The 23,144-nt window shown below is 66.6% G+C and carries 24 protein-coding genes; 10 read left to right on the top strand and 14 right to left on the bottom strand.

Features of this window, described 5'->3' with window-relative positions:
* Positions 1–50: 50 nt before the first annotated feature.
* Positions 51–770, top strand: a complete 720-nt coding sequence (locus RIB52_RS14505; RefSeq protein ID WP_350176792.1) for a lysozyme — start codon at positions 51–53, stop codon at positions 768–770.
* Between the two features lie 19 nt (positions 771–789).
* Here RIB52_RS14505 and RIB52_RS14500 read toward each other — a convergent pair whose 3' ends face one another.
* Together RIB52_RS14500 and RIB52_RS14495 are read right to left on the bottom strand one after the other, a co-directional pair.
* The gene (locus RIB52_RS14500; RefSeq protein WP_350176790.1) at positions 790–1,638 is read right to left on the bottom strand and encodes an arginyltransferase; all 849 of its coding nucleotides are present in this window, start codon (positions 1,636–1,638) and stop codon (positions 790–792) included.
* 223 nt (positions 1,639–1,861) lie between these two features.
* Complete coding sequence (locus RIB52_RS14495) at positions 1,862–3,151, bottom strand: threonine ammonia-lyase (protein ID WP_350176788.1); 1,290 nt, start codon at positions 3,149–3,151, stop codon at positions 1,862–1,864.
* 105 nt (positions 3,152–3,256) lie between these two features.
* Between RIB52_RS14495 and RIB52_RS14490 the strand changes: the two genes are divergently transcribed.
* The 3 genes from RIB52_RS14490 (at position 3,257) to RIB52_RS14480 (ending at position 6,389) form a co-directional block, all read left to right on the top strand.
* The gene (locus tag RIB52_RS14490) at positions 3,257–4,162 is read left to right on the top strand and encodes an NAD(P)-dependent oxidoreductase (RefSeq protein WP_350176786.1); all 906 of its coding nucleotides are present in this window, start codon (positions 3,257–3,259) and stop codon (positions 4,160–4,162) included.
* A gap of 2 nt (positions 4,163–4,164) precedes the next feature.
* Positions 4,165–5,805, top strand: a complete 1,641-nt coding sequence (locus RIB52_RS14485; RefSeq protein WP_350176907.1) for an amidohydrolase — start codon at positions 4,165–4,167, stop codon at positions 5,803–5,805.
* A gap of 365 nt (positions 5,806–6,170) precedes the next feature.
* The gene (locus RIB52_RS14480; RefSeq protein ID WP_350176784.1) at positions 6,171–6,389 is read left to right on the top strand and encodes a hypothetical protein; all 219 of its coding nucleotides are present in this window, start codon (positions 6,171–6,173) and stop codon (positions 6,387–6,389) included.
* 325 nt (positions 6,390–6,714) lie between these two features.
* Here RIB52_RS14480 and tatC read toward each other — a convergent pair whose 3' ends face one another.
* The 9 genes from tatC to RIB52_RS14435 all read right to left on the bottom strand — a co-directional run bounded on the left by tatC (position 6,715) and on the right by RIB52_RS14435 (position 14,430).
* Entirely contained in the window at positions 6,715–7,545 is an 831-nt protein-coding gene (gene tatC / locus RIB52_RS14475) for a twin-arginine translocase subunit TatC (RefSeq protein ID WP_350176782.1), read from the bottom strand.
* Positions 7,546–7,552: 7 nt separating this feature from the next.
* Positions 7,553–7,987, bottom strand: a complete 435-nt coding sequence (gene tatB, locus RIB52_RS14470; RefSeq protein ID WP_350176780.1) for a Sec-independent protein translocase protein TatB — start codon at positions 7,985–7,987, stop codon at positions 7,553–7,555.
* Positions 7,988–8,052: 65 nt separating this feature from the next.
* Complete coding sequence (locus RIB52_RS14465) at positions 8,053–8,298, bottom strand: twin-arginine translocase TatA/TatE family subunit (RefSeq protein WP_350176778.1); 246 nt, start codon at positions 8,296–8,298, stop codon at positions 8,053–8,055.
* Between the two features lie 117 nt (positions 8,299–8,415).
* A complete protein-coding gene (gene scpB / locus RIB52_RS14460; RefSeq protein ID WP_350176776.1) occupies positions 8,416–9,066 on the bottom strand; it encodes an SMC-Scp complex subunit ScpB in 651 nt (216 codons plus the stop codon).
* The gene (locus RIB52_RS14455; RefSeq protein WP_502879555.1) at positions 9,063–9,884 is read right to left on the bottom strand and encodes a segregation and condensation protein A; all 822 of its coding nucleotides are present in this window, start codon (positions 9,882–9,884) and stop codon (positions 9,063–9,065) included. The genes scpB and RIB52_RS14455 overlap by 4 nt, the downstream gene beginning before the upstream one ends.
* Before the next feature lie 77 nt (positions 9,885–9,961).
* A complete protein-coding gene (gene nagZ / locus RIB52_RS14450) occupies positions 9,962–10,987 on the bottom strand; it encodes a beta-N-acetylhexosaminidase (RefSeq protein WP_350176772.1) in 1,026 nt (341 codons plus the stop codon).
* Positions 10,988–11,075: 88 nt separating this feature from the next.
* Positions 11,076–11,771, bottom strand: coding sequence for an SPOR domain-containing protein (locus RIB52_RS14445; RefSeq protein WP_350176770.1), 696 nt, complete (start codon positions 11,769–11,771; stop codon positions 11,076–11,078).
* Positions 11,772–11,825: 54 nt separating this feature from the next.
* Entirely contained in the window at positions 11,826–13,571 is a 1,746-nt protein-coding gene (gene argS / locus RIB52_RS14440) for an arginine--tRNA ligase (protein WP_350176768.1), read from the bottom strand.
* 205 nt (positions 13,572–13,776) lie between these two features.
* Entirely contained in the window at positions 13,777–14,430 is a 654-nt protein-coding gene (locus tag RIB52_RS14435; protein WP_350176766.1) for a hypothetical protein, read from the bottom strand.
* 126 nt (positions 14,431–14,556) lie between these two features.
* Between RIB52_RS14435 and ispH the strand changes: the two genes are divergently transcribed.
* The 3 genes from ispH (at position 14,557) to rnhA (ending at position 17,101) form a co-directional block, all read left to right on the top strand.
* A complete protein-coding gene (gene ispH, locus RIB52_RS14430; RefSeq protein WP_350176764.1) occupies positions 14,557–15,549 on the top strand; it encodes a 4-hydroxy-3-methylbut-2-enyl diphosphate reductase in 993 nt (330 codons plus the stop codon).
* A gap of 27 nt (positions 15,550–15,576) precedes the next feature.
* On the top strand, positions 15,577–16,548 hold the full coding sequence (locus tag RIB52_RS14425; protein WP_350176762.1) for a homoserine kinase: 972 nt from the start codon (positions 15,577–15,579) through the stop codon (positions 16,546–16,548).
* 88 nt (positions 16,549–16,636) lie between these two features.
* On the top strand, positions 16,637–17,101 hold the full coding sequence (rnhA, locus tag RIB52_RS14420; protein WP_350176760.1) for a ribonuclease HI: 465 nt from the start codon (positions 16,637–16,639) through the stop codon (positions 17,099–17,101).
* Between the two features lie 133 nt (positions 17,102–17,234).
* On the opposite strand, the gene RIB52_RS14415 is transcribed toward rnhA, so the two are convergent.
* From RIB52_RS14415 to RIB52_RS14405, 3 genes are all read right to left on the bottom strand, one after another.
* The gene (locus tag RIB52_RS14415; RefSeq protein WP_350176758.1) at positions 17,235–17,411 is read right to left on the bottom strand and encodes a YegP family protein; all 177 of its coding nucleotides are present in this window, start codon (positions 17,409–17,411) and stop codon (positions 17,235–17,237) included.
* Positions 17,412–17,474: 63 nt separating this feature from the next.
* Positions 17,475–18,599, bottom strand: a complete 1,125-nt coding sequence (locus RIB52_RS14410; RefSeq protein ID WP_350176756.1) for an NAD(P)/FAD-dependent oxidoreductase — start codon at positions 18,597–18,599, stop codon at positions 17,475–17,477.
* Positions 18,600–18,606: 7 nt separating this feature from the next.
* Entirely contained in the window at positions 18,607–19,599 is a 993-nt protein-coding gene (locus tag RIB52_RS14405; RefSeq protein WP_350176754.1) for an alpha/beta fold hydrolase, read from the bottom strand.
* Between the two features lie 136 nt (positions 19,600–19,735).
* On the opposite strand from RIB52_RS14405, the gene RIB52_RS14400 reads away from it, so the two are divergent.
* The 3 genes from RIB52_RS14400 (at position 19,736) to RIB52_RS14390 (ending at position 23,125) form a co-directional block, all read left to right on the top strand.
* A complete protein-coding gene (locus tag RIB52_RS14400; RefSeq protein ID WP_350176752.1) occupies positions 19,736–20,299 on the top strand; it encodes an A24 family peptidase in 564 nt (187 codons plus the stop codon).
* A gap of 77 nt (positions 20,300–20,376) precedes the next feature.
* Positions 20,377–21,414, top strand: coding sequence for a Flp pilus assembly protein CpaB (gene cpaB, locus RIB52_RS14395; protein WP_350176750.1), 1,038 nt, complete (start codon positions 20,377–20,379; stop codon positions 21,412–21,414).
* A 106-nt stretch (positions 21,415–21,520) separates the two neighbouring features.
* Positions 21,521–23,125 (top strand): type II and III secretion system protein family protein, encoded by a 1,605-nt coding sequence (locus RIB52_RS14390; protein WP_350176905.1) that lies wholly within the window; start codon positions 21,521–21,523, stop codon positions 23,123–23,125.
* Positions 23,126–23,144 lie beyond the last annotated feature (19 nt).

Below are 23,144 nucleotides of genomic sequence, written 5' to 3'. Positions count from 1 at the left end.
CTGTGCCTATTTGCCGGGCCTTTGCTGCCAGACGCGAAAGAGTCCCCGCTATGACCGGTCCCGAATCCCAGTCCTGCCCGCGCAAGCCGATCTTCGATACGGTGCGGAACATCCTGCGGCGCGGCTTTCGCCGACGCGAGGTCGAGCGGTTGGATCACGCCATCGACGAAACGCTTTCCTCAAGCGTCCGCACCAAGGCGGGCGGGTCGCCGAACACCGCCCCTGTCAGATCGCCACACCATGGGGTGAGCGTGCCGTGCATCCGGCGCCGTCAGCCGCCGGAGCAAGCCGAGGCGCGCCGGATCGGACGCGAGGGAGTCGCTCTCATCAAACGTTTCGAAGGATGTGCGCGGCTGCGCGGCGACGGCCTCGTCGAGGCCTATCCCGATCCGGCGAGCGGGGGCGAACCCTGGACGATCGGCTGGGGCGCGACCGGTCCTGGGCTGGAGGCGGGAACGCGGATCGGGCCGGGAACCGTCTGGACGCAGGCGCAATGCGATGCCCGGCTCGATGCGGATCTCCAGCGCTATGCGGCGGACGTCGAACGGGCGATCGGCGATGCACAGACCACGCAGGCGCAGTTCGATGCCATGGTGAGCTTTCACTACAATACCGGCGCGATCGCCCGCGCGACCCTCACGCGCAAACACTGCGCCGGAGACCATGCAGGCGCCGCGCGCGAGTTCGCCCGCTGGAACAAGGCGGGAGGGCGCGTGATGAAGGGACTTGTCAGGCGCCGCGCTGCCGAAGCCGCGCTCTACCGGTCCTGAAGAGAGGTCCGGGCCAGAATTAGTCCGAAGAGTGAAAGCGCAGCGGCTGGCCGTCCTTGCCGCGCGCTGCGGCTATGTTGTCCTTGTCTTCGCCACGCGGGGCTGTTGCCTTGGCGATGAGCCGACTCTGCTCGTCCGGGTCCATGACCTGCCAGCCCTCGCGAGTGAGCCTTTCGAGCGGGCGATAGCGCACCTTGTACTGCATGCGCGGAGACCCCTCGACCCAATAGCCGAGATAGACGTAGGGCAGGCCCAGTTCCGCCGCGCGACGGATATGATCGAGGATGATGTAATTGCCGAGCCCCGCACGCGTGGGATGGCGGGGGTCGTAAAAGGAATAGATCATCGACAGGCCGTCGCCCTGGCGATCGGTCAGGCAGGACCCGACCAGTCGGCCCGGCTCGCCGTCCTCGCCTGGCTCGCGATATTCGACGACATTCGTGGTGACGGGCGTGTGTTCGACCATGTCGGCATAATCGAGTTCGTCCATCTGCGACATGCCGCCATCCGGGTGCCGTTCGCCGAGATAGCGCGCCAGTAATTCAAACTGCTCGTCGGTCGCCCAGGGGCGGCATTCGGTCGCGACGAGATCGGCATTGCGCTTGATATCGCGCTTCTGCGTGTTTGACGGGCGGAATTCCTCGGCCACGACGCGGACCGAGACGCAGGCCTGGCAATCGAGGCAGGAAGGCCGGTATGCGACCGTCTGACTGCGACGGAAACCGATCCGGCCCAGCGCCTCATTCAGCTGGTCCGCATGCGCACCCTTGAGTTCGGTGAAAACCTTCCGCTCCTGCCGGCCCGGCAGATAGGGGCAGGGAGCGGGCGAGGTCACGAAGAAGCGGGGGAAGCGGATGGGGGCCGTCACGGGTCTGGTCGGGTCCTCTGGCAAGGGGAATCGGCTGGGGCTCGTGTTAAGACAATCTTATGCCTCCTCGAAGGGTCCGGTAAAAGTCCCTTAACCACGAATCAGGGTGAATAATGGCTTAGTTTGCACAGCTTGGCGTATGAAACCGGACCGAAGCGGACCGATCGCGACGCAATTGAGCAACGATCTTGCGGTGCCGGGAAACGCGGACGGGATGCCCGCGTCAGTTGAGCTCGACCGCCTGCACCGCATAGCCGGCCTCGCGCAGCGCCGTGACGAGCTGATCGACCTGCGCCGCGTCACGCGCCTCGCATTCGATATCGGTGATCAGGCCCTTGGCCGGAAGCGTGGTGAAAATGCGCTGGTGATAGATCTCGATGATATTGACATTGTGCGCATCGAACAGGCGCATGACCTTGAACAGGGCGCCGGGTCGATCCTGAAGGGTCACGCGTAACCGGGCGAGCCGACCCTGCCGGGCGAGGTCGCGCAGCAGGACATTGGCAAGCAGGCGCGTATCTATATTGCCGCCGCACAGGACAAGGCCGATGGATTTGTCGCGGAATCGGTCGGGATAGCTCATCACCGCCGCCAGTCCCGCTGCCCCTGCGCCCTCGACCACGGTCTTTTCGATCTGCAGCAGCAGCGAAACCGCTTTTTCGAGGCTAGGTTCGTCGACCAGCACGATGTCGTCGACCCTTTCGGCGATGACCTGTGCGGTGAACGCTCCGGGCTTCTTGACCGCGATCCCCTCGGCCAGCGTGTCGCCGCCGCAATCGTGGTCCTCGCCCTTTATCTGCGCAAACATGCTCGGGAACAGGGCGGACTGCACGCCGACCACTTCGATTTCGCTGTCGTGGGCGCGCGCCACGGTCGACATGCCCGAAATCAGGCCGCCTCCCCCGATCGGCACGACCAGGCAATCGAGGTCCGGCTTCGCCTCGAGCATCTCGAGCGCGACCGTCCCCTGCCCGGATGCGATCAGCGGATCGTCGAAGGGATGGATGAAGGTCAGGCCCAGTTCGGCTTCGAGTCCCCGGGCATGGGCATAGGCTTCGTCGTAGGTCTCTCCCTCCAGAACGACCTTGCCGCCGACGCTTTCGGTCTGCATCACCTTCACCGTCGGTGTGGTGCGCGGCATGACGATGGTCACCGGGACGCCCAGCCTGGTGCCGTGATAACTCAACCCCTGCGAGTGGTTGCCCGCCGAGGCCGCGATGACCCCCCGCGCGCGCTGTTGCTCGGAAAGAGCGAGCAGCGCGTTGAGAGCGCCGCGCTCCTTGTAGGCAGCCGTGAACTGGAGGTTCTCGAATTTCAGCCAGATGTCGGCGCCCGTGATCTGCGAGAGCGTGATCGAATGCATCAACGGCGTTCTGACCACTGCGCCTTCGATCGCCTTTGCAGCGGCGCGGACGGTGTCGACGGTCAGGGCATCGGGACCGGGCGCGGGCGGATGCGAGCCCGGATGCAATTCCGGACCGTGGGCCTTCTCGGGGGCTGGTTGCGCAGTCATGACCCGCCGAGCCCTAGGGCGCGATGCGATGGGAGGCAATCGCTTCCTGCAATGCTCGCTCGAATGCGTTGGCAAGCGCGCCGCGAGCGATTAGTCAACCGGCCCATGACAGGGACAATGCAGCTTGCCTTTATCGGTCTAGGCGTCATGGGCGGACCGATGACCGGCCACCTCGCGCGCGCCGGGCACCGCGTGACCGCCTATAACCGCTCTTCCGGGCGCGCCGCCAAATGGCGCGGCGCATGGAAGGAGGAAAATCTCCCCGTGGCTTTTGCCGATACGCCCGGCAAGGCAGCGCGCGGGGCCGACATCGTGTTCACCTGCGTCGGCAATGACGAGGATCTGGCCGCCATCACCCTGGCCGAAGACGGCGTTCTATCGAGCCTCGGCGAAGGCGCGCTGCTGGTCGATCACACCACCACTTCGGCCGCCATGGCGCGCGAGCTCGGCGAGGCCTGTGGGGCGCGCGGAATCGGCTTCGTCGATGCCCCGGTAAGCGGCGGCCAAGCGGGTGCCGAGAACGGCACGCTCGCAGTCATGTGCGGCGGGTCGCAAAAGGATATGGTGCGCGCCCGGCCTGTGATGGAAGCCTATGGCAAGGCGATCGTTCATGTCGGCCCCGTCGGCGCGGGCCAGACCGCCAAGATGGCGAACCAGATGTGCATTGCAGGCGTGCTCGCCGGGCTTTCCGAGGCGGTGCGCCTCGCCGAAGCGGCCGGGCTGGATCTCGATAAGACTTACGAAGCGATTTCGGGCGGCGCGGCGCAGAGCTGGCAGATGGACAATCGCTGGAAAACCATGTGCGCGGGCGAATTCGATTTCGGCTTCGCGATCGACTGGATGCGCAAGGATCTCGGCTATGCGCTGGACGAGGCGAAGCGGCTGGGCCTGACTTCGCCTGTCACCGCGCTGGTCGATCAGTTCTACGCCGATGTGCAGGCCGCAGGCGGCAGCAGGTATGACACAAGCGCGCTGATCACGCGCCTTCCCAAAGGTAACTCGGCCACATGACCATGCTCCGCAAGCTTCTCGCCGCGACCGCGGCGCTTGTCGGCGCGCCCGCGGCCGCCGATACGCTCGTCTACGATGTCGATGGCGTGACGATCGGCGAAAAGGGCGAGGTCGTGCGCTTCACCGGGCTCGTCTTCGACGATGATGGAATCATCACCGATCTGGTCGAGCGCGGGGAAGAACGCCCCGAGGTCGACTATGCTGTGGACGGAAAGGGGCAGGTCATGCTGCCCGGAATGATCGACGCGCATGTCCATGTCATGGATATCGGCTTCGCGGCGCTGACGCTCGACCTGTCGGACACGAATTCGCTCGACGAAGCGCTCGAGAAGGTCCGCCGCTTTGCCCAGGACAATCCGGGGCGGCCGTGGATCCTCGGACGCGGCTGGAACCAGGAAAAATGGGGGCTCGGGCGTTTCCCGACGGCGGCCGATCTCGATGCGATCGTCCCCGACCGCCCGGTCTGGCTCGAACGGGCGGACAATCATGCCAACTGGGCCAACAGCCTCGCAATGGAACGGGCGGGAATTACGGCCGACACGCCCGATCCCCAAGGCGGACGCATCATTCGCGACGCGCAGGGGGCGCCCGCGGGCGTCTTCGTCGACAATGCGATCGCCCTCGTCGGCAAGGTCGTCCCCGAGCCGCGCCCCGAGGACCGCGACAACGCTTTCGCACAGGCGCAGCAGGTGCTGCTCGGCTACGGTGTCACCGCGGTGGCCGACATGGGAACGAGCGTCGTCGACTGGATGACCTATCGCCGCGCGGGCGACACCGGCGCCCTGCGCATCCGCATCATGGCCTATGCCCGCGGGGTAGAGGCGATGGAGCTGATCGGCGGCCCGGGCCCGACCCCGTGGCTCTATGACGACAGGTTGCGGCTTGCCGGGGTCAAGCTCTATCTCGACGGCGCACTGGGGTCGCGCGGGGCGAAGCTGAAGGAACCCTATGCCGACGAGCCCGACACGCATGGCCTGCCGCTGCTCACGCCCACGCAATTGCGCAACCTGATGAGTCGCGCCGCGATGGACGGTTTCCAGACCGCAGTCCACGCGATCGGGGATGCGGCGAACGAAGATGTGCTGCTCGCGATCGAGGAACTCTCGACCAGCTATGACGGCGACCGGCGCTGGCGGATAGAGCATGCGCAGATCGTCGATCCGGTCGACCTCGCCCGCTTCGGCAAGCACGGCGCGATCGCGTCGATGCAGCCGCTCCACCAAACCTCGGACATGATGATGGCAGAGGCCCGGCTGGGCGAGGATCGGCTCGCAGGTGCCTATGCCTGGCGCAGCATCCTCGATGTCGGCGGTCGCCTCGCCTTCGGCTCCGATGCCCCGGTCGAGCCGGCCGATCCCTTTGCAGGAATGGCGGTCGCGATCAGCCGCACCGATGCAAACGGCAAGCCCTTCGGCGGTTGGCGGGCAGAGGAAACGGTGAGTCGCGAGCAGGCGCTTGCCGGGTTCACCGCCGATGCAGCCTATGCCGGCTTTGCCGAGGGTCGCTTCGGCCGCCTTCTGCCGGGCGAGCGAGCGGACTTCCTCCTGGTTGACCGCGACCCGCTGCTCGCCTCGCCCTCCGAGATTCGCGAAACCCGGATCAATGAGGTCTGGATCGGCGGCCAACGTGTGCTGACGAAGTAACCGGTGACGAATCCCGCTTGGAACAATAAAGTTCGAATGGCATCGTGCGTTGCCCGGCATCCCGACGATTTTCCGTCGGCCACGTGCAAGCCCCTGCCCTTGCCTCCGAATCGCTCGACAGCGGGTCGGATCGGTTGAGACCTTGGAACACACTGCCTGCCCACGGTCCGCGCGACGCGTCGTCTACCATCAGCCTGTGCTAACCGTTACGGCCGCGAAGGCCGTTCGCAATGCGTTGATTAGGCGAGACGATTTTCCCGGGCACTCGCGATACCCGGGAGAAATACGGGGGTTGTCAAACGGCGCGATCTGACATATTGCGGACCCCGATTGGAATAAGAAAGAAGCTCACAGGAGACGTATCGATGAAGTTTCGGAATATCGTGCTGGCGACTGCAGCGGTTTCGCTCGCTGCCTCGCCTGCCATTGCAGAAGCCGCGTTCGAACGGTCGGTCGCTCCGGTCGAAGGCGAAAGCAAGGTTGGCGGTGAGAGCATTATCCTTGCCATCCTGGCTGCTAGCGCGGTTATCGGCGGCATCATCATCGCTGCCGATGGTGACGACGACGACGCTGTCAGCCCGTAAGGCAGGCCGCTTCCAAAAAGTCATGAAAGGCCTCCTTTGCGGAGGCCTTTTTTGTGCCCGACACCCCGACGGTTGTTCGGCGCGGGTTCTTCGAAAGGCAGAATGGCTCGATTGTCGGCCCGCGGACTCCCTCACCCGGCTTCGCCCCCGACCGCATCGGGCATCAGCATTTCGACCATCGCCCGGAAGATGTGCGTCGGTCTCGCCCGATCATTCCGCAGCCGCGCGCCTCAAAACAAAGCAACTGGCCGGGTACAAGGACCCGACGGCAGGGATTGCGGCGCGCGGGGCTTCGCTGGAAATGCGCGCCGTCCGCATGTCCGATTCACTCGGACCCGCTCTTGTCCGCTTCCGGCTCGACAGGACTCGCTTCGTCCACGCTATCCTTGTCCGGTTTGGCGCGCATCGTGCGTTCCTGCAGCAGCATGAGCAGGAGCGAGCCTTCGAACAGCAGCAGCAGCGGCACTGCGAGAATCACCTGGCTGCCGGGGTCGGGCGGTGTCACGATCGCGGCCAGCGCAACCACGCCCACGACCACATAGCGCCGCGCCGCCGCCAGCTGCGCGCGGGTTACGATTCCGGCGCGGTGCAGCAGCATCAGCAGCACCGGGAGCAGGAACGTCATCCCGAAAGCGAGGATGAACTGCATGACGAGGTTGAGATAACGGCCGGCCGACGGCAGCGCCTGCACCGACAAACCCCCGGTCTCCCCGCCATAGCCGAGGAAGAACAGGAATGCGGTGGGCATCACCACGTAATAGGCGAGCGCCGCCCCGCCGATGAACAGGACGGGGGTCGCAATCAGGAATGGCAGGAACGCTTTCTTCTCACGCGCATAAAGCCCCGGGGCGACAAAGGCCCAGAGTTGGTTGGCAATGATCGGAAAGCTCGCCATGAAACCGGCGAACAGGGCGACTTTCAATTCGACGAAGAAGATTTCGGGCAGCTCGGTGAAGATCAGCTGTCCCTCGCCTTCGGGAAACGCATCCTTCAACGGCTGGACGAGAAAGCCGAGGATCGGATCGGCGAAATAGAGGCACACGGCAAAGGCGACGACCAGCGCGATCACCGAACGCACAAGGCGGGTGCGCAGCTCGATCAAGTGGTCGAGCAGCGGAGCGCGGCTTTCGTCGATATCCTTGATCTGGAAAGCCATGGCGCGCCTATTCGCCCCTCGGCATTTCGGAAGCGCGCTTGGCAGGCTGGTCGTCGCCCGGCACGCCCGATCCGGCGATATCCTCGGGCGTCACGGACGCCGGCGGGTCGTCGTGGGTCGGATGATCGGGCGGAGCCGCCTGCTTCCCATCGTCGATCGGCGGCGGGCCGGTCATAACCGGCTCACCCGCCTTGCCCTCGGCGGAAACGGCGGTGCGGCGCATGATCTCCTCGTTCTGCGCCTTCCATTTCTTCTCCATGTCCTCCAGCTCGGCCTCGCGCACCATCGCGTCGATCCCGGTCCGGAAATGGGCCGACACGCGGCGCACCTTGCCGATCCATCGCCCCGCCGTGCGCATTGCGCGCGGCATGTCCTTCGGGCCGATCACGAGGACGGCCACGATGATGATCACCAAGAGTTCTGCTGCGCCAATGTCGAACATGAAAAAGCGGCGCGCGCCTCCTTATCGCGGGCTGATCGGTCGGCGCGAAAGCGCGACTTCCTGCTTCAGGAGCCGGTTTTCTCGCTTGTCTCCGCCGATTTCGTCTCGCTTGCCGAAGCGTCGCTCGCCGGTGCCTCGATCCGCTTCGCATGGGCCGGATCGGCGGACGATTCCTCCTCGCTCATGCCCTTCTTGAAGCTGGAAATGCCCTTGCCGAAATCGCCCATCATTTCAGAGATGCGCCCGCGCCCGAACAGGACGAGGACGACTAGCGCGATGATGAGGATTTGCCAGATGCCGATGCCGCCCATGATGTAATGCTCTCTTTCCGCCCGTGTGGGACTGTTGAGACAAATATAGGGGCGATCCTTCGCTCGCGCCAGTCACCCGGTGGCGTTTGCCCGCGAAGGCGCAGCCAGACGGCCCGTTCAGGCCGATTCGTCGCCCGTATCCCCCTCGCCCTCTTCGGCCGCGCCTAGCGCCTCCATCGCTTCCTCGAATGCCTCGTCTACCGGATCGAGGAGCCCGGCGGCACGCAATTCGTCAAGGCCGGGCAGGTCGCGGCGCGATTCGAGCCCGAAATGGTCGAGAAATTCGGGCGTGGTCGCATAGATCACCGGACGCCCCGGCACTTCGCGCCGCCCGGCGAGCCTGATCCAGCCCGCTTCCATCAGCACGTCGAGCGTGCCCGCACTGGTCTGCACACCGCGGATCGATTCGATCTCGGCCCGGCTGACCGGCTCGTGATAGGCGACGATTGCGAGCACCTCGGTCGCCGCACGGCTGAGGCGTCGTACCTGTTCCTGCTCGCGGCGCAGCAGGTGGGCAAGATCCGGCGCGGTCTGGAAATGCCAGCGTCTGGCGCGCTCGACGAGATGCACGCCGCGGGTCGAATAGTGTTCGGCCAGCCGCCGCAATGCCTCCCGCACCCGGCCCGTTTCCATCCCGCCCAGATGCGCTGCGAGCCGTTCGACCGTCAGCGGTTCCTCGGCCGCGAACAAAGTCGCCTCGAGCGCGCGGTCGATGGCGTCGGGTGTTGCTGCCTCGACCGATGCCGTATCCGGCTCCTCCTCGCTCACTGCGATGCGCCTTGCTTCAGGCGCCGGATGCGCAGGGGCGCGAAGGCGTCGTCCTGGGCGAGTTCGGCACGGCCCATCTTCGCCAGTTCCAGCGCCGCGACAAAGCTCGAGGCGAGCGCCGACTTGCGCAATTCGGGCCCCGCGTGCGGCGGCAGGAAATCGCGGATTTCCATCCATTCGAGCGTCACGCCGAGCATGGCAGAAACCCGCTCGAGCGCGCTGTCCAGTGTCATCACCGGGCGATTGGCAACGTGATAAATGCGTGGTGCGGTGCGCGCCTTGACCTGACCGTATGCCTGGATGAGCGCATAGGCATCGCTTTTCCAAACGGTCTTACGGTCGGTGCGCAGGCCCTCGGGGTTCCCTCGCAGGAAGATCTCGCGCCCGATCCGGTCGCGCGCCATCAGCCTCGCGCCCGCCTCGCGCATCGCGGAAAGACGCTGCAGGCGCAATTGCAGGCGCAGCGCGAGTTCTTCGGGACTGGGGTCCTCCTGCTCATCCTTGGGCAGCAGCAGGGCGGACTTGAGATAGGCCAGCCACGCCGCCATCACGAGGTAATCGGCTGCCAGTTCGAGCCGCAATTCCCCGGCCCTTTCGATATAGGTCAGGTACTGGTCGACCAGAGCAAGGATCGATATCTGGCGCAGGTCCACCTTCTGCCGGCGCGCGAGGTCGAGCAGCAGGTCGAGCGGTCCCTCCCATCCATCGAGCTCGAGGATCAGCGGCGTGTCGCCCGATTTCGCGCCCTGCCTTGCGACCTCGTCCTCGGGCCACTCGGCCGTGGGTTCCGTTGCCCCCGCCGCCTCGCCGGTGAGCATGAACTCGCTTGCGGCGGGATTTTCCGCCTGCTCCCGGCGCGTCGCTTGCGCCTCGCCCGGCATATTCGCGCTGCCGCTCATGCGTGCTCTCCGGCAAGCGCCAGCAGTGCGTCGCGCTCGGCGAGCAATTCGGCGTGTTCGGGTCCCATCGTGTCGGCCACGCGGGTTTCCTCGAGCGCATGATCGAGCCGGGCGAGCGCGGCCTCGTTCATTTCGGGCAGCGCCTCGCAGATGCCGACCATGTCGTCCATCTTCGCCCAGCAATTGAGCACGATGTCGCACCCTGCAGCGATCGCGCGAGCCGAACGCTGCGGGATCGTATCGCTCAGCGCCTCCATGTCGATATCGTCGGTGAGCAACAGCCCCTCGAAGCCGATCTCGCCGCGAATCACGTCACTGATGATCGCGGGCGAAAGCGTCGCCGGGTTGTGCGCATCCCAGGCGGGGAAAAGCAGGTGGCCGGTCATGCCGATCCGCGCCGAGCAGGCGAGCGCGCGGAAGGGGGCAAGGTCATTCTCGAGTTCCTCGGCGCTTTCGTGCACGGTCGGCATTTCGCGGTGCGAATCGACCATCGAGCGGCCATGGCCCGGCATGTGCTTGATACAGCCCGCAATCCCGCCTTCGGCCAGCCCTTCGAGAACGCCGCGCCCGATCGCTGCGACCTGCACCGGGTCTTCGCCGAAAGCACGATCCCCGATGACATCGTGCGAACCGGCAAGGCGCAGGTCCAGGGGCGGGTGGTAATCGACCGTGATGCCCATAACGGAAAGCTCGAGCGCCATCGCCCGCGCATTGAGCCGGGCCGCCTGGATCGCGCTGGCGGGTGCGATCCGGTACAGCCGGGCGAACGCCTCGCCCGCCGGATAGGCGCTCCATTGCGGCGGACGCAGGCGGGCGACGCGGCCGCCTTCCTGGTCGATCGAGACGAGCAGCTGCGCGCGCCCGTGGAGGCCGCGTAGGTCGTCGGTCAAGGCGCGCAGCTGATCCCGGTCACGGCAATTGCGGGCGAACAGGATGTAGCCCGCCGGAGCCGCATCGCGGAAAAAGGCGCGCTCATCGGCCGTCAAGACGGGGCCGGAACATCCGAAAATCGCCGGGGTCATGGGCCGAGACTTGCACCGGCGGGCACGTCGCGCAAGGCGGCAAGGGTCCCGCCATGGGGAAAACGCCGCGACCCTGCCGGGGCAATGGTCAGGGCTTTACCTGGCAATCGAGCCCGTCGGCCTTGAGCGCGGCGCACAGGCTATCGGCGCTCGTGCGGTCGGGGGACAGCGCCTGCAGGCGGTAGACCGTCCCGATGTCGATCCGCCCCTCGACCACGCGGTAGCGCACGCCGGACAGGACATCGGTGCGGCGGGACAGATCTCTCCAGCCCTGCTCGGCGCGGGCGCGGCTCGAATAGGCGGCGAGCTGGACAGCGACCGAGCCATCCGCGGCGGCAGAGGCCGGCGTGGCGGGCGATGTGGTGGATTGCGTGGCAGGCGCAGCGGGTGAGGCGGTCTCCTCGGTCGCGACGCGCCCTTCGCGGGTCTGGCCTTCGCCCACGACCGGCGCGACCTTGCCGGTGCCTTCGAATTCCTTGCCGCCGGGATCCCGGGGCTTGACCTTCACGGGCGTGTCGGGCGCTGCAATCGTGCTCCCGTCGGCGACGAATTCGTCCCCGTCGCCGCGCCCGGCGAAATACCAGATTCCGCCAACGACGATGACGAGCAGGGCGAGCAGGACCGCGACGAAACCGACCACCTGCGCGGTGTCGATGCCGCCCGCGTCATCGTCCTCCTCATCGGATTCGAGCCATGGCAGGCTGTCGTCGCCGGACAGGGCGAGTTCCTCGTCCTCTTCGCCGATCTCTTCGTATTCCGCCTCGACCATCACCTTGTCGTGCACCTTGTCCCTTTCATCCCTTCGCCGCGCCTCGCGAGGCGTATACGGGATGGCGCGTCACATGGATTCAACCGCTTCGACCCCGAGCACTGCCAGCCCGCCCCGGATGACTTGCCCGATCGCCTGCCCGAGGAAAAGCCTCGCGCCCGTAAGCTCCGTGTCCTGTTCCACGATGAAGCGTTTTTGGGGCGTATCATTGCCGAGATTCCAGAAAGCGTGAAGCTCTGCAGCAAGATCGTAGAGATAAAAGGCGATCCGGTGCGGTTCACGCGCGCGGGCGGCAGCCTCGATCTCGCGCGGGAAGCGGGCGGCGAGCTTCACCAGCGCCAGCTCCGCCTCGCCCAGCCTCACCAGAGCGTCCGACGACGGCGCGAACCCCGCCTCGCCCGCCTTGCGCAGGGTCGAACGGATCCGCGCATGGGCGTATTGCACGTAAAAAACCGGGTTGTCCTTCGACGCCTCCACCACCTTGGCGAAATCGAATTCCATCTGCGCCTCGGGCTTGCGCGTGAGCATGGTGAAGCGAACCACGTCCTTGCCCACTTCCCCGACCATGTCGGCGATGGTGATGAAATTGCCCGAACGCTTGGACATCTTCACCGGTTCGCCGTCGCGCATGAGCTGGACCATCTGCACCAGCTTTACATCGAAAGGAATGGCGCGCCCTTCGCCCTCGGACAGCGCCTGAACGGCGGCCTTGATCCGCTTTACCGTGCCCGCATGGTCCGCGCCCCAGATGTCGATCAGCTCGTCCGCGTGCGCCGCCTTCTGCATGTGATAGGCAAGGTCCGCGCCGAAATAGGTCCACGCCCCGTTCGATTTTCGGATCGGCCGGTCCTGGTCGTCGCCGAACTTCGTCGAGCGGAACAGCGGCAATTCCACAGGCTCCCAGTCTTCGGGCGGGGCCTTGCCCTTGGGCGCTTCGAGAACGCCGTCGTAGACGAGATCGTGCTGGCGCAGCCACTCTTCCGCCTCGGCGGGCTTGCCCGCGGCGTGGAGCGCGGCTTCGGAGGCGAAGACGTCGTGATGGATGCCGAGCAGGGCAAGGTCGGACTTGATGAGGTCCATCATCTTTTCGACCGCCTCGGCGCGGAAGACGGGGAGCCATTCCTCTTGCGGAGCATCGCGGAACCGGTCACCCAGTTCGCTGGCGAGATACTGGCCGACCGGCTTCAGGTAATCGCCGGGATAAAGGCCTTCGGGAATCGCGCCGATATCCTCGCCCAACGCCTCGCGGTATCTGAGGTGCGCCGAGCGGGCGAGCGTGTCGACCTGGCCACCCGCATCGTTGATGTAATATTCGCGCGTGACCTCGTGCCCGGCGAATTCGAGCAGGCTGGCGAGCGCATCGCCCACCACCGCGCCGCGGCAGTGGCCCATATGCATCGGCCCCGTGGGATTGGCCGAGACATATTCGACATTGACCCGCCTCCCAGCGCCGATGTCCGAACGCCCGTAATCCGCACCGAGTTCGTGGATCGCGGCGAGCTCGCCGAGCCATGCGCCCGCATCGAGCCTTAGATTGATGAAGCCGGGTCCGGCTATCTCGGCGCTGGTGACGGTGGGGTCGGCGGCAAGTTTTTCGACGATGGCCTCGGCCAGCGCGCGCGGATTCGTCTTCGCCGCCTTCGCCAGCACCATCGCGGCATTGGTGGCAAGGTCGCCGTGCGCAGCATCGCGCGGTGGTTCGAGCGTGACATTGGCGAAGGACGCATCGGCGGGCAGCGCGCCTTCAGCGACAAGCGCCTTGAGCGCGGCCTCGATCCGGCCTGCGTATTCGGCGTAGAGAGTGGTGTGTTCCATGTATCCTATGCGCTCCATGAGGGGCGTTTCATCCGGAGGATGAAGGTCCCCGCCTTCGCGGGGACTGGCGAAATGTGCAAGTGGCGATAACCGGTCGCGCCGCGACCGCAAGCCCGAGCGGGCGCCCGCAGCCGCCCGGACACCGGACCTGGTCCGGGGGGAGGAACAGCGGCGAGGAGGCAGCCCGGATGGGCTGCCATACACATCAACGCGTCGCGTTGTACGCCAGCTGGTCCTCGGAAAGCTGGAAGCCGACCAGCATCTCGAAACGGGTGCGCGCGATCGCAGCCTTCACTTCGGGGTCGGCCAGCGGGTCAAGCGCGGCTTCGGGATCGCCGGGTCGTCGACGCCGCGTGATCTTCTCACGGATATCCTCGGGCAGCGAGGAGGCCGAGCGGTCGACATAGCTCGCCGCCGTCCCGCTAGCCATGGCGCGTTCCTCGCCGTCGGCGAAGGTCAGGGTAACCTCGCCCACCCGCTTGGAAACGACCGCCGAGCCTGCGCGCAGCACCGTCACGAAATAGGGCAGTGTCACCGTCCGGCTCCCGCTCGCATCGGCGCGGCGGGCGACCACGTCGAAAGTGGCGCTGGTATAGACCTTCTCCCCGCTGTCGTCGCAGGTGGAGCGCAGATTGGTCATCGCCGCGCTCATGTCGAGATCGGCCGTGGTCTTTCCCGCGCCGGAAAACAGGGTGATGTCGCCGGTATAGTCGGGGATGCCGACCGCCGGGCACGAGGTCAGGACGGAGGTGATGCCGACGCCCTGGTCGACCACCAGTTCGCCCTCCTGGGAGCACGCGCCGAGCGCGGCGATGGCGGCAAGAGCGGCAGCGGGCAGGACAGGGCTGCGTTTGAACATCGTGAAGGGCCGTCCTCGATAATCGCGTCGAACAATGCGCAAGGGCGCACGGCTTCGTGCCGGGCTGTCCCTTAAATTGGCCCAGAGCCCTAGCGATGCGCGTCACAAAACGCTAGAGGGAGCGGTATGAACGCGTCCTTGCCGAATCCGCCCGTGGCCGAAGGCGAAGCTGATGCTCGCGATGCCGCCCCGCTCAACCTCCTGATCGCTGCCCCGCGCGGTTTCTGCGCCGGGGTCGACCGCGCGATCGAGATCGTCGAAAAAGCGCTCGAACGCTATGGCGCGCCGGTCTATGTTCGGCACGAGATCGTCCACAACAAATACGTGGTCGAAGGGCTCGAGGCGAAAGGGGCGATCTTCATCGAGGAACTGGACGAGGTTCCCGACGATGCGCCGGTCGTCTTCAGCGCGCACGGCGTGCCCAAATCGGTCCCGGCCGAAGCGGATCGGCGCAAGCTGTTATATGTCGATGCGACCTGCCCGCTGGTCTCGAAAGTCCACCGCCAGGCCGAACGGCAGATCGAAAAGGGACGCCACATCATCTTCGTCGGCCATGAAGGCCATCCCGAAGTGATCGGCACGATGGGGCAGGTCGAACCCGGCCAGATGACCTTGGTCGAAACGATCGAGGACGTCGACAAGCTCCCCTTCGACAGCGACGAGCCGCTGTCCTATCTCACCCAGACGACGCTCTCGGTCGACGATACGCGCGAAGTGATCGAGGCGCTCGAATGGCGCTATCCCAATATCGAGGGGCCGAAGGCGGAAGACATCTGCTATGCGACCTCGAACCGCCAGGCCGCAGTCAAGGAGATCGCGCAGGATTGCGATTTCGTGCTCGTCATCGGCGCTCCCAATTCGTCCAATTCGCTGCGGCTGGTCGAAGTCGCCGAGCGGCTGGGCACGCCGTCCAGGCTGATCCAGCGCGCGGACGAAATCGACCCCGCATGGCTCGAAGGCGTCACCACGCTCGGCATCACGGCGGGCGCGTCCGCGCCCGAAGTGCTGGTGCGCGAAGTGGTCGAGGCTCTGGGCCGGATGCGCCCGATCGCGGAGGAGACGATCACCGCGGCCGAGGAGAAGATGGTGTTCAAGCTGCCCCGCCAGCTCACCGAATAGCCCGCCTGCCCGGCGCGCGCGATCGACATGGCGGTCTACACCCATCTCGGCGCGGAGGAGCTCGCCCGGCTGATCGAAGAATACGATGTCGGGGCGCTCGTCTCGGCCAAAGGCATCGCAGAAGGCGTTTCCAATTCGAACTGGCTGGTCGAAACGGCAGGCGCGGGCGAAGGTCCCCGGCGTTTCATCCTGACCATGTACGAACGCCGGATCGACCTTGGCGACCTGCCCTATTTTCTCGGCCTGCTCGACCATCTTTCCGCCCGGGAATGTCCCGTTCCCCGCACGATCCACGATCGCAGCGGCGCGGCCTATCGGATGGAGCGGGGCAAGGCGCTGGCGCTGATCGAATACCTGCCGGGCGTCTCTCCCACCCGCCCCAGCCCGGCGCAGGCCGCCGCCGTGGGCGAGGCGCTGGGGCGGGTGCATATCGAGGGGCGCGACTTCGCGCTCACGCGGGCCAACACGATGGGCTTCGCCGACAATCTCGCCGCGCTCGAAGCCTGCGGCAAGGACGCCCTCGGCGCGATCCATCCCGAGCTTCCCGCGATCGTCGCCCCCGCGCGCGAGGCCGCCGGGCTCGACCTATCCGGATTGCCGCGGGCCAATATCCATGCCGACCTGTTTCCCGACAATGTCCTGATGCTGGACGAGGCAGTAACGGGCATGATCGACTTCTACTTCGCCTGCACCGATTGCCTCGCGCTCGACCTTGCGACGACCCATGCCGCCTGGTGCTTCGATGCGGACACCAACGCCTATGACGAAAGCCGGGGCGAGGCGCTGCTTTCGGCCTACCGGCGGGTCCGCCCGCTGGAAGAGGCCGAGCGCCGCCTGTTCGGACCCATCGCGCAGGGCGCGGCGCTGCGCTTCGTGGCGAGCCGGGCGGAGGACTGGCACGAAACGCCCGGCGATGCGCTGGTCACGCGCAAGGACCCGATGCAGTTCGTGCGCCGGTGGCGATTCTATGCGGAGCACGGCGACGACCTCGTCGCCTGAGAGGAACCGACGACCTCGCCAGCCCGTCGGCACCCTTCCCCTTGCCCCGCAGGCCGAACCCGGCGACAGGGGCGCGATGGAACCCACGATGAAACAGGTCGAAATCTTCACCGACGGCGCGTGCAAGGGCAATCCGGGAGCCGGCGGGTGGGGCGTGCTGCTGCGGATGGGTGACCGCGAAAAGGAACTGTCCGGCGGCGAGGCGGATACGACCAACAACCGCATGGAACTGACCGCCGCGATCCGCGGCCTTGCGGCGCTGACGCAGCCGTGCCGCGTCGACCTTTATTCCGACAGCAAATATGTCCTCGACGGCATGACCAAGTGGGTCGAGGGCTGGAAAAAGCGCGGCTGGGTCAATGCCAGCAAGAAGCCGGTGCGCAATGCCGATCTGTGGCACGAACTGATCGATGTCGCCGCACGCCACGACGTGTCATGGCACTGGGTGCGGGGCCATTCGGGCCATCCGGAAAACGAACGGGTCGATCGCCTCGCCAGCGACGAAGCGGAGCGGATCGCGCGGGGCGATCACGCCGGCGGCGGGGCCGTGTAGGGCGATTGCCGGGGGTTAGTTGATGAAAGTCAGCCGGGGGCGTTCCGTTTGCGGCGCGCACCCGACACGAAATATCCAACACGCCTTGGCAAATATCCTAAAGACGCGCCCGCCCGGCAATCTTCGCAAAGGCTCAGCTGTTGTCTTCGACCGGTGCGTCGGGGCCGTTTTTCTTGATCGAATCGATTGCGTTCTGCGCGCTCGCCTTGCTCGAATAGCCCTGGGTGGAGAACATCACTTCGGAATTATAGCTGAAGCGCACGCGGTATTCGTCGGCCTTGTCCTTGTAGATTTCGAACTTGTGAGCCATTCGATTTCCCCTCTTGTGTGACCAATGCGGCGAACACCATCTTACAGACCGCGCCTGCGATGGCTAGCCGGTTCGCGCGGTTTTCCCGACATGAAAACGCGCCGGCGAATAGGCGGCCGGATCGATCCGCGCCGTCATCGCGTCCGGCCCCAGCCCGAGCATGACCTGCGCCCCCAGCCGCGCGGCGGCAGGCGCGGTCTGGATGCCGAAACCGCCCTGCCCGGCGAACCAGAAAAAGCCGGGCACGCCCGGGTCCGGCCCATAGACCGGCAGGCGGTCGGGGGCGAAGCTGCGCAGCCCGGCCCAACGATGCTCGACCGCCTCGATCCGCCAGTCGGCGACCTTTTCGAAGCGGTCGATGGCGAGCGCGACATCCATTTCCTCCGGCGCGGCGTCGCAGGGCACGGTCGGGACCTCGTCATGCGGGCTCAACCACAGGCGACCATTGTCGGACTTGAAATAGAACCCCCCATTGATGTCGAGCGTCAGCGGCAGGTCGTCGGGCGCGGCCGGGGAGACACGCAATTGCGCCACGGTGCGGCGCTTGGGATCGATGCCGAGCGACTGCGCGCCCGCCAGCCGCGCGAGAGTGTCCGCCCACGCCCCGGCCGCGTTGACGACCCGCGCGGCGCGGAATTCGCGCCCGTCCTCGCACGCAATGCGCCACCCGCCGCTTTCCCGCCCCAACCCGCAAACGCGCGCCCGGCAGGCGATCTCTACCCCGGCAAGGCGCAGTTTCCCGAGATAATGCTGGTGCAGGCCCGCCACATCGATATCGGCGCAGGCCGGTTCCCAGATCGCATCGACCCAGTCTTTGCGCAGATGCGGGACGCGCTCCTCCAGCCGTTCGCGCCCCAGCCGTTCGATCGTCACGCCCGTCCCCTCGAAGGAGCGCACGAAATCGTCCATTTTCGCCCGGTCGCCGGCGCGTCCGATATAGAGCGCGCCGCGCCCTTTCAGAAAGCCATGTTCGCGCAAGTAATCGCCCGAGGGCAGGGTGAGCGGGACGACACCCGGCCCGCCGTAACATTCCTCCCAGAATGCAGCGGACCGCCCGGTCGAATGATAGCCCGGCGCATCCTCCGCCTCGAGCACGAGCACGCGCGCATGGGGGGCGAGTTCGGCGGCGATGCTCGCGCCGGCCATGCCTGCGCCGATGACGATGAAATCGTGACGAGTCCCGGTCATGGGCGCCTCATTCCCGCGCCGGGGCCACCTCGTCAAGGAAAGCGGCGATTGCCTGCATCGCCTGCGCCCGGACGGGATCGGCTTCGCGCAGGATTTCGTGGCGCGCCTCGCTGCCGAATTCGACCAGCCGCGCGCGCGGCAGGCGGCGCGCGGCGCGGACATTGGCGGCATGGCTGACCAGCTTGTCGGCGCTGGTCGACAGGATCAGGACCGGGGTCTCGACCGTTTCGAGCGCGCCCGATTCCTCCAGCCCCCGCCACGAGGCATAGGCGCGTTCGAGCCAGCGCCAGCTGGCCGGGCCCATGACGAGTTCGGGGCGATGCCCGCGCCACCACACCTCGTCTTCGTATCGGTCATCGTCATGGGTGAGCAGCATGTTGCGCGTCGCGGGCAATGCGCCGGGCTTCTCGCTCCATTTCCACGCCTGCCGCGCGGGATCGCCGATCCGGGTCATGGTCTTTGCGATGGCATGCAGCGCGGGCAGCGGCAAAGGCGGGCCGTTCATGCCGATCATCGGCGCGGACAGGACCAGCGCATCCGGGGCGACGCGCCGCTCGACCACGGCGCGCATCGCCAGGTGCCCCCCCATCGAATGGGCGGCGAGCACGTGGGGGCCGGGGGTTTCGGCCGTCCAGCGCGCCCAGAAATGGGCGAGATCGTCGACCCAATGGGCGAAATCCTCGATATGGCCGGTGACATCGTCGCGCCCCAGCCGCCCCGACGCGCCCTGCCCGCGCCAGTCCGAGGCGGTGACGCGCCAGCCGGCGCGATGCCATTCCTCCAGCGCCTCGAGATATTTTTCGTAATGGTCGCCGCGCCCGGGAAGGAACAGGATCGAGCCGCGCGGGCGCTTTGTATCGCCGGGCCAGTCGATCCGCCGCACTGCGTGTCCGTCGGCCGAGCGCCAGACGGTTTCGCGCGCATGGGCGGGGATCGCGCGCCGGTCTATCGGGGGGTGGTCCCCCTCCTGCCCGCCGCGCCGCGCTGCCGCCTCGCCCATTTCCGCCGATCTCCGCCCGAGTGTTTGGTTACTATTTGGTAAGTCCTGACCTGTAGCACCCGCAAAAGCAACAGGCTGCCCGCAGCGGGCGGCGTGCGCGCAAACGTCACGATGCGCCATCACGACAGGGGGCCACATGTTCGCAACCTATCTCCATTACGGGCTGCTTGCAGCCTTGGCGCTTGCGGTGATTTTCGCCGCCGCGACCGATATCCAGCGCCGCCAGATCGACAACTGGCTCAATCTCGCCATCGCCGCAGGCGCGCCGCTGTTCTGGTGGTCGTCGGGCCTGTCGCTGTGGCCGGGCGTGGCGATCCAGCTGGGCGTGGCGCTGGCCGCTTTCGCGCTGCTCGCCGGCCTGTTCGCGCTACGGGTGATGGGCGGAGGCGACGTCAAGCTGCTGACCGCGCTCGCCCTGTGGATCGAACCGATGCTGTTCCTCCAGCTGCTCGTCGTCATGGCGGTCGCGGGCGGGCTGCTGACCATCGTCATGGGCACCTTGCATTTCCTGCGCCGCGAACGCGAGCGACTCGCCATTCCCTATGGCGTGGCCATCGCGATCGGCGCGCTGTGGGTGCTGGGTGCGAATTACCTGCCCGAAAGCGCCTATGCCGGGATCTACGCAAGCGATCGCGGGGTCGACCAGGCCGGGATCGCGGTTTCGGACCCCGCAGGGTTTCCCGGGTCAACCCGATCTTAACCGTTCCGGGCTTACGCATCGCAACCATACCCGCCCGCCGACTGGATACGGGCACTTACTAGGGGGCTAGATTAGCCATGGATAGGAAGAAGCTGGTTCTGCTGCTCGGCGCGCTGATCATCGCGGTGGGCACGGCCTTTGCCGCGCGCAGCATGTTCGCAGGCGGCGGCGGCGCGCCCGAAGCGGTCGCCGCGCCCGAACCGACGGGTCCGAAAGTTCTGGTCGCGCAGCGCGCCCTGCCCTCGGGCACGATCATCACCGCCGAAGCGCTGGGTTACCAGCAATGGCCCGAGGAACTGGTGCAGGACGCCTATTTCCTCGACGGCGAAAGCGACGTGAACAAGCTGCTCGGCACGGTCGTGCGCTATCCCGTCACCGCGGGCGAGCCGGTCACGCAGGGCTCGCTGGTGAGCCCGGGCGACCGCGGCTTCCTGGCGGCGGCGCTGGGCCCGGGGATGCGCGCGGTGACCGTGCCCGTCTCGGCGCGCACCGGGGTCGCGGGCTTCGTCTTTCCGGGCGACCGGGTCGATCTCGTCCTCACCCAGACCGTCGAAGGCGATGGCCGTCCGCTCAGGGCCGCCGAGACCGTGCTGCGCAACCTGCGCGTGCTCGCCACCGACCAGTCGACCGAACAGGTCACCGACGAAGAGGGCAAGACCGTGGTCCGCGCCTTCCGCACGGTGACGATCGAGGTGACGCCCAAGATCGCGGAAAAAATCGCCGTCGCCCAGACCGTCGGCACGCTCAGCCTCGTCCTGCGCTCGATCGCGGACAACCAGGCCGAGCTCGAACGCGCGATCGCGGCGGGCGACGTGACCATTCCCGACGATGCCACCCCCGAAGAGGAGGAGCGCATCCTGCGCGCCGCGATGGGCCGCCCGATCGACAGCAAGTCTACCTATGCCACCGGCGGCGACGTGTCGCGCTTCCAGCGCAAGTCCATCCCGCCGCAGGACGATGGCGAGGGCAAGCCGAAATACACCCCGCCCGCACCGGGCGTCTCGGCCAAGATGAACGGCGCGCGCGTCAACAAGGGGCCGAGCGTGCGCGTGACCCGCGGCAACACGACCGTCGAGGTCCCCGTCGCAGGGGGCATCGCCAGGGCGACCCGCTGAGCCGGCGGCGAGGAGACAGACAATGACCGGGGCACACACACGATCCACGACGACGCCGGGGGCCGAAACCGGGCGCGACGATCGGACCATCCTGAGGGGCAAGACCATGAAACGCCGAGTGAAAGCGAAACTGCTGCTGGCCAGCCTGGCGATAGCGCCCGCCTTTGCGGGCGTCCCGGCGACCACAGCCACCGCGCAGCAGGTCGTCAAGCCCAGCGAGGAGATCGTCCTGTCGATCGGTCGCGGCGAGCTTGTCACCGTGCCGGGTGCAATGACCGACGTGTTCGTCGCCAACGAGGACATCGCCGACGTCCAGATCAAGTCGCAGCGCCAGCTTTACGTCTTCGGACGCGCCGGCGGCGAGACCACGATCTATGCCAGCAATGCGCGCGGCGACGTGATCTTCTCGGCCAATATCCGGGTCGGCAACAACATCTCCAGCATCGACCAGATGCTCGCACTGGCCATGCCCGAAGCGAAGGTGAACGTCGCCACCATGGGCACGAACACGGTGCTGCTGACCGGCACGGTCAAGGCCCCCGAGGACGCCGCCGAGGCCGAACGGCTCGTCCAGGCCTTTCTCGGCGAGGAAGCGAACGTCATCAGCCGGATGAAAACGGCAACGCCGCTGCAGGTCAACCTGCAGGTCAAGTTCGCCGAAGTCAGCCGCAGCCTCGTGCGCGAGATCGGCGGCAACCTGACCCAGATCGACGGGTCGAGCGGTTTCCGCTTCGGCGTGGGTTCCGGCCGCCAGCTGGGCGGTGCGGAATGGCAGACCAACGGCCCGCTGGGAGTGGGCACCGATGTCGCCCAGTCGGCCTTCATCCTTCCCGACGGAACACAGATTCCCGGGCCCGCAGTCAATGCGCAGGACGGCACGACCCTTGCCGGGCTCGGCCGGCTGTTCGGGATCGACACGCTCGGCGCGCTCGACCTGTCCGAAAGGCTCGGCCTGATCACCACGATCTCGCAGCCCAACCTCACCGCGCTGTCGGGCGAAACCGCGACCTTCCTTGCGGGGGGCGAATTCCCGATCCCCATCGCGCAGGGCCTCGGCAACGTGGCGGTTCAGTTCCGCCAGTTCGGGGTGAGCCTGTCCTATACCCCGACCGTGCTGTCCAATGGCCGCATCTCGATGCGGGTGCGCCCGGAAGTGTCGGAGCTTTCGACCCAGGGCTCGATCACGCTCAATGGCTTCCAGGTCCCCGCGCTCACCACGAGGCGCACCGAAACGACGGTCGAACTGGGTTCGGGCCAGAGCTTCATGATCGCCGGGCTCATGAGCACCAATTCGCAGAACGCGCTCGACAAGGCACCGGGCCTCGGCGACGTGCCGATCCTCGGCAACCTCTTCCGCAGCCGGGAATTCCGCCGCGGCGAAAGCGAGCTGGTGATCGTCGTCACGCCCTACCTGGTCAAGCCGGTCGATGCGAAGGACATCGCCCTGCCGACCGACGGCTATCGTTCGGCGAACGAGCTCGAACAGCTGATCGCCTACCAGAACCATTCCGGGGTCTCGGGCGCCGAGCGGCCCGGCCCGACGGCCGCGGCACGCGACGAGGCGCCCTCGCCCGACATCAGCAATGCCGATCCGGCTGCGATCGTGCCGAACAACGTGCCGAAGACTCCCAAACCGCAGCGGGCCAAGGATCGCTCGCGCGGGAGGACCGACCGCAGCGCCGACGCCGCCGCGCCTGGTTTCAGCCTGTAAGCGCCAAGGAAAGGTAGCC

The organism is Erythrobacter sp. (assembly GCF_040217515.1).
Taxonomy (GTDB): Bacteria; Pseudomonadota; Alphaproteobacteria; order Sphingomonadales; family Sphingomonadaceae; genus Erythrobacter.
This window is presented reverse-complemented; position numbering and strand designations above follow the sequence as displayed.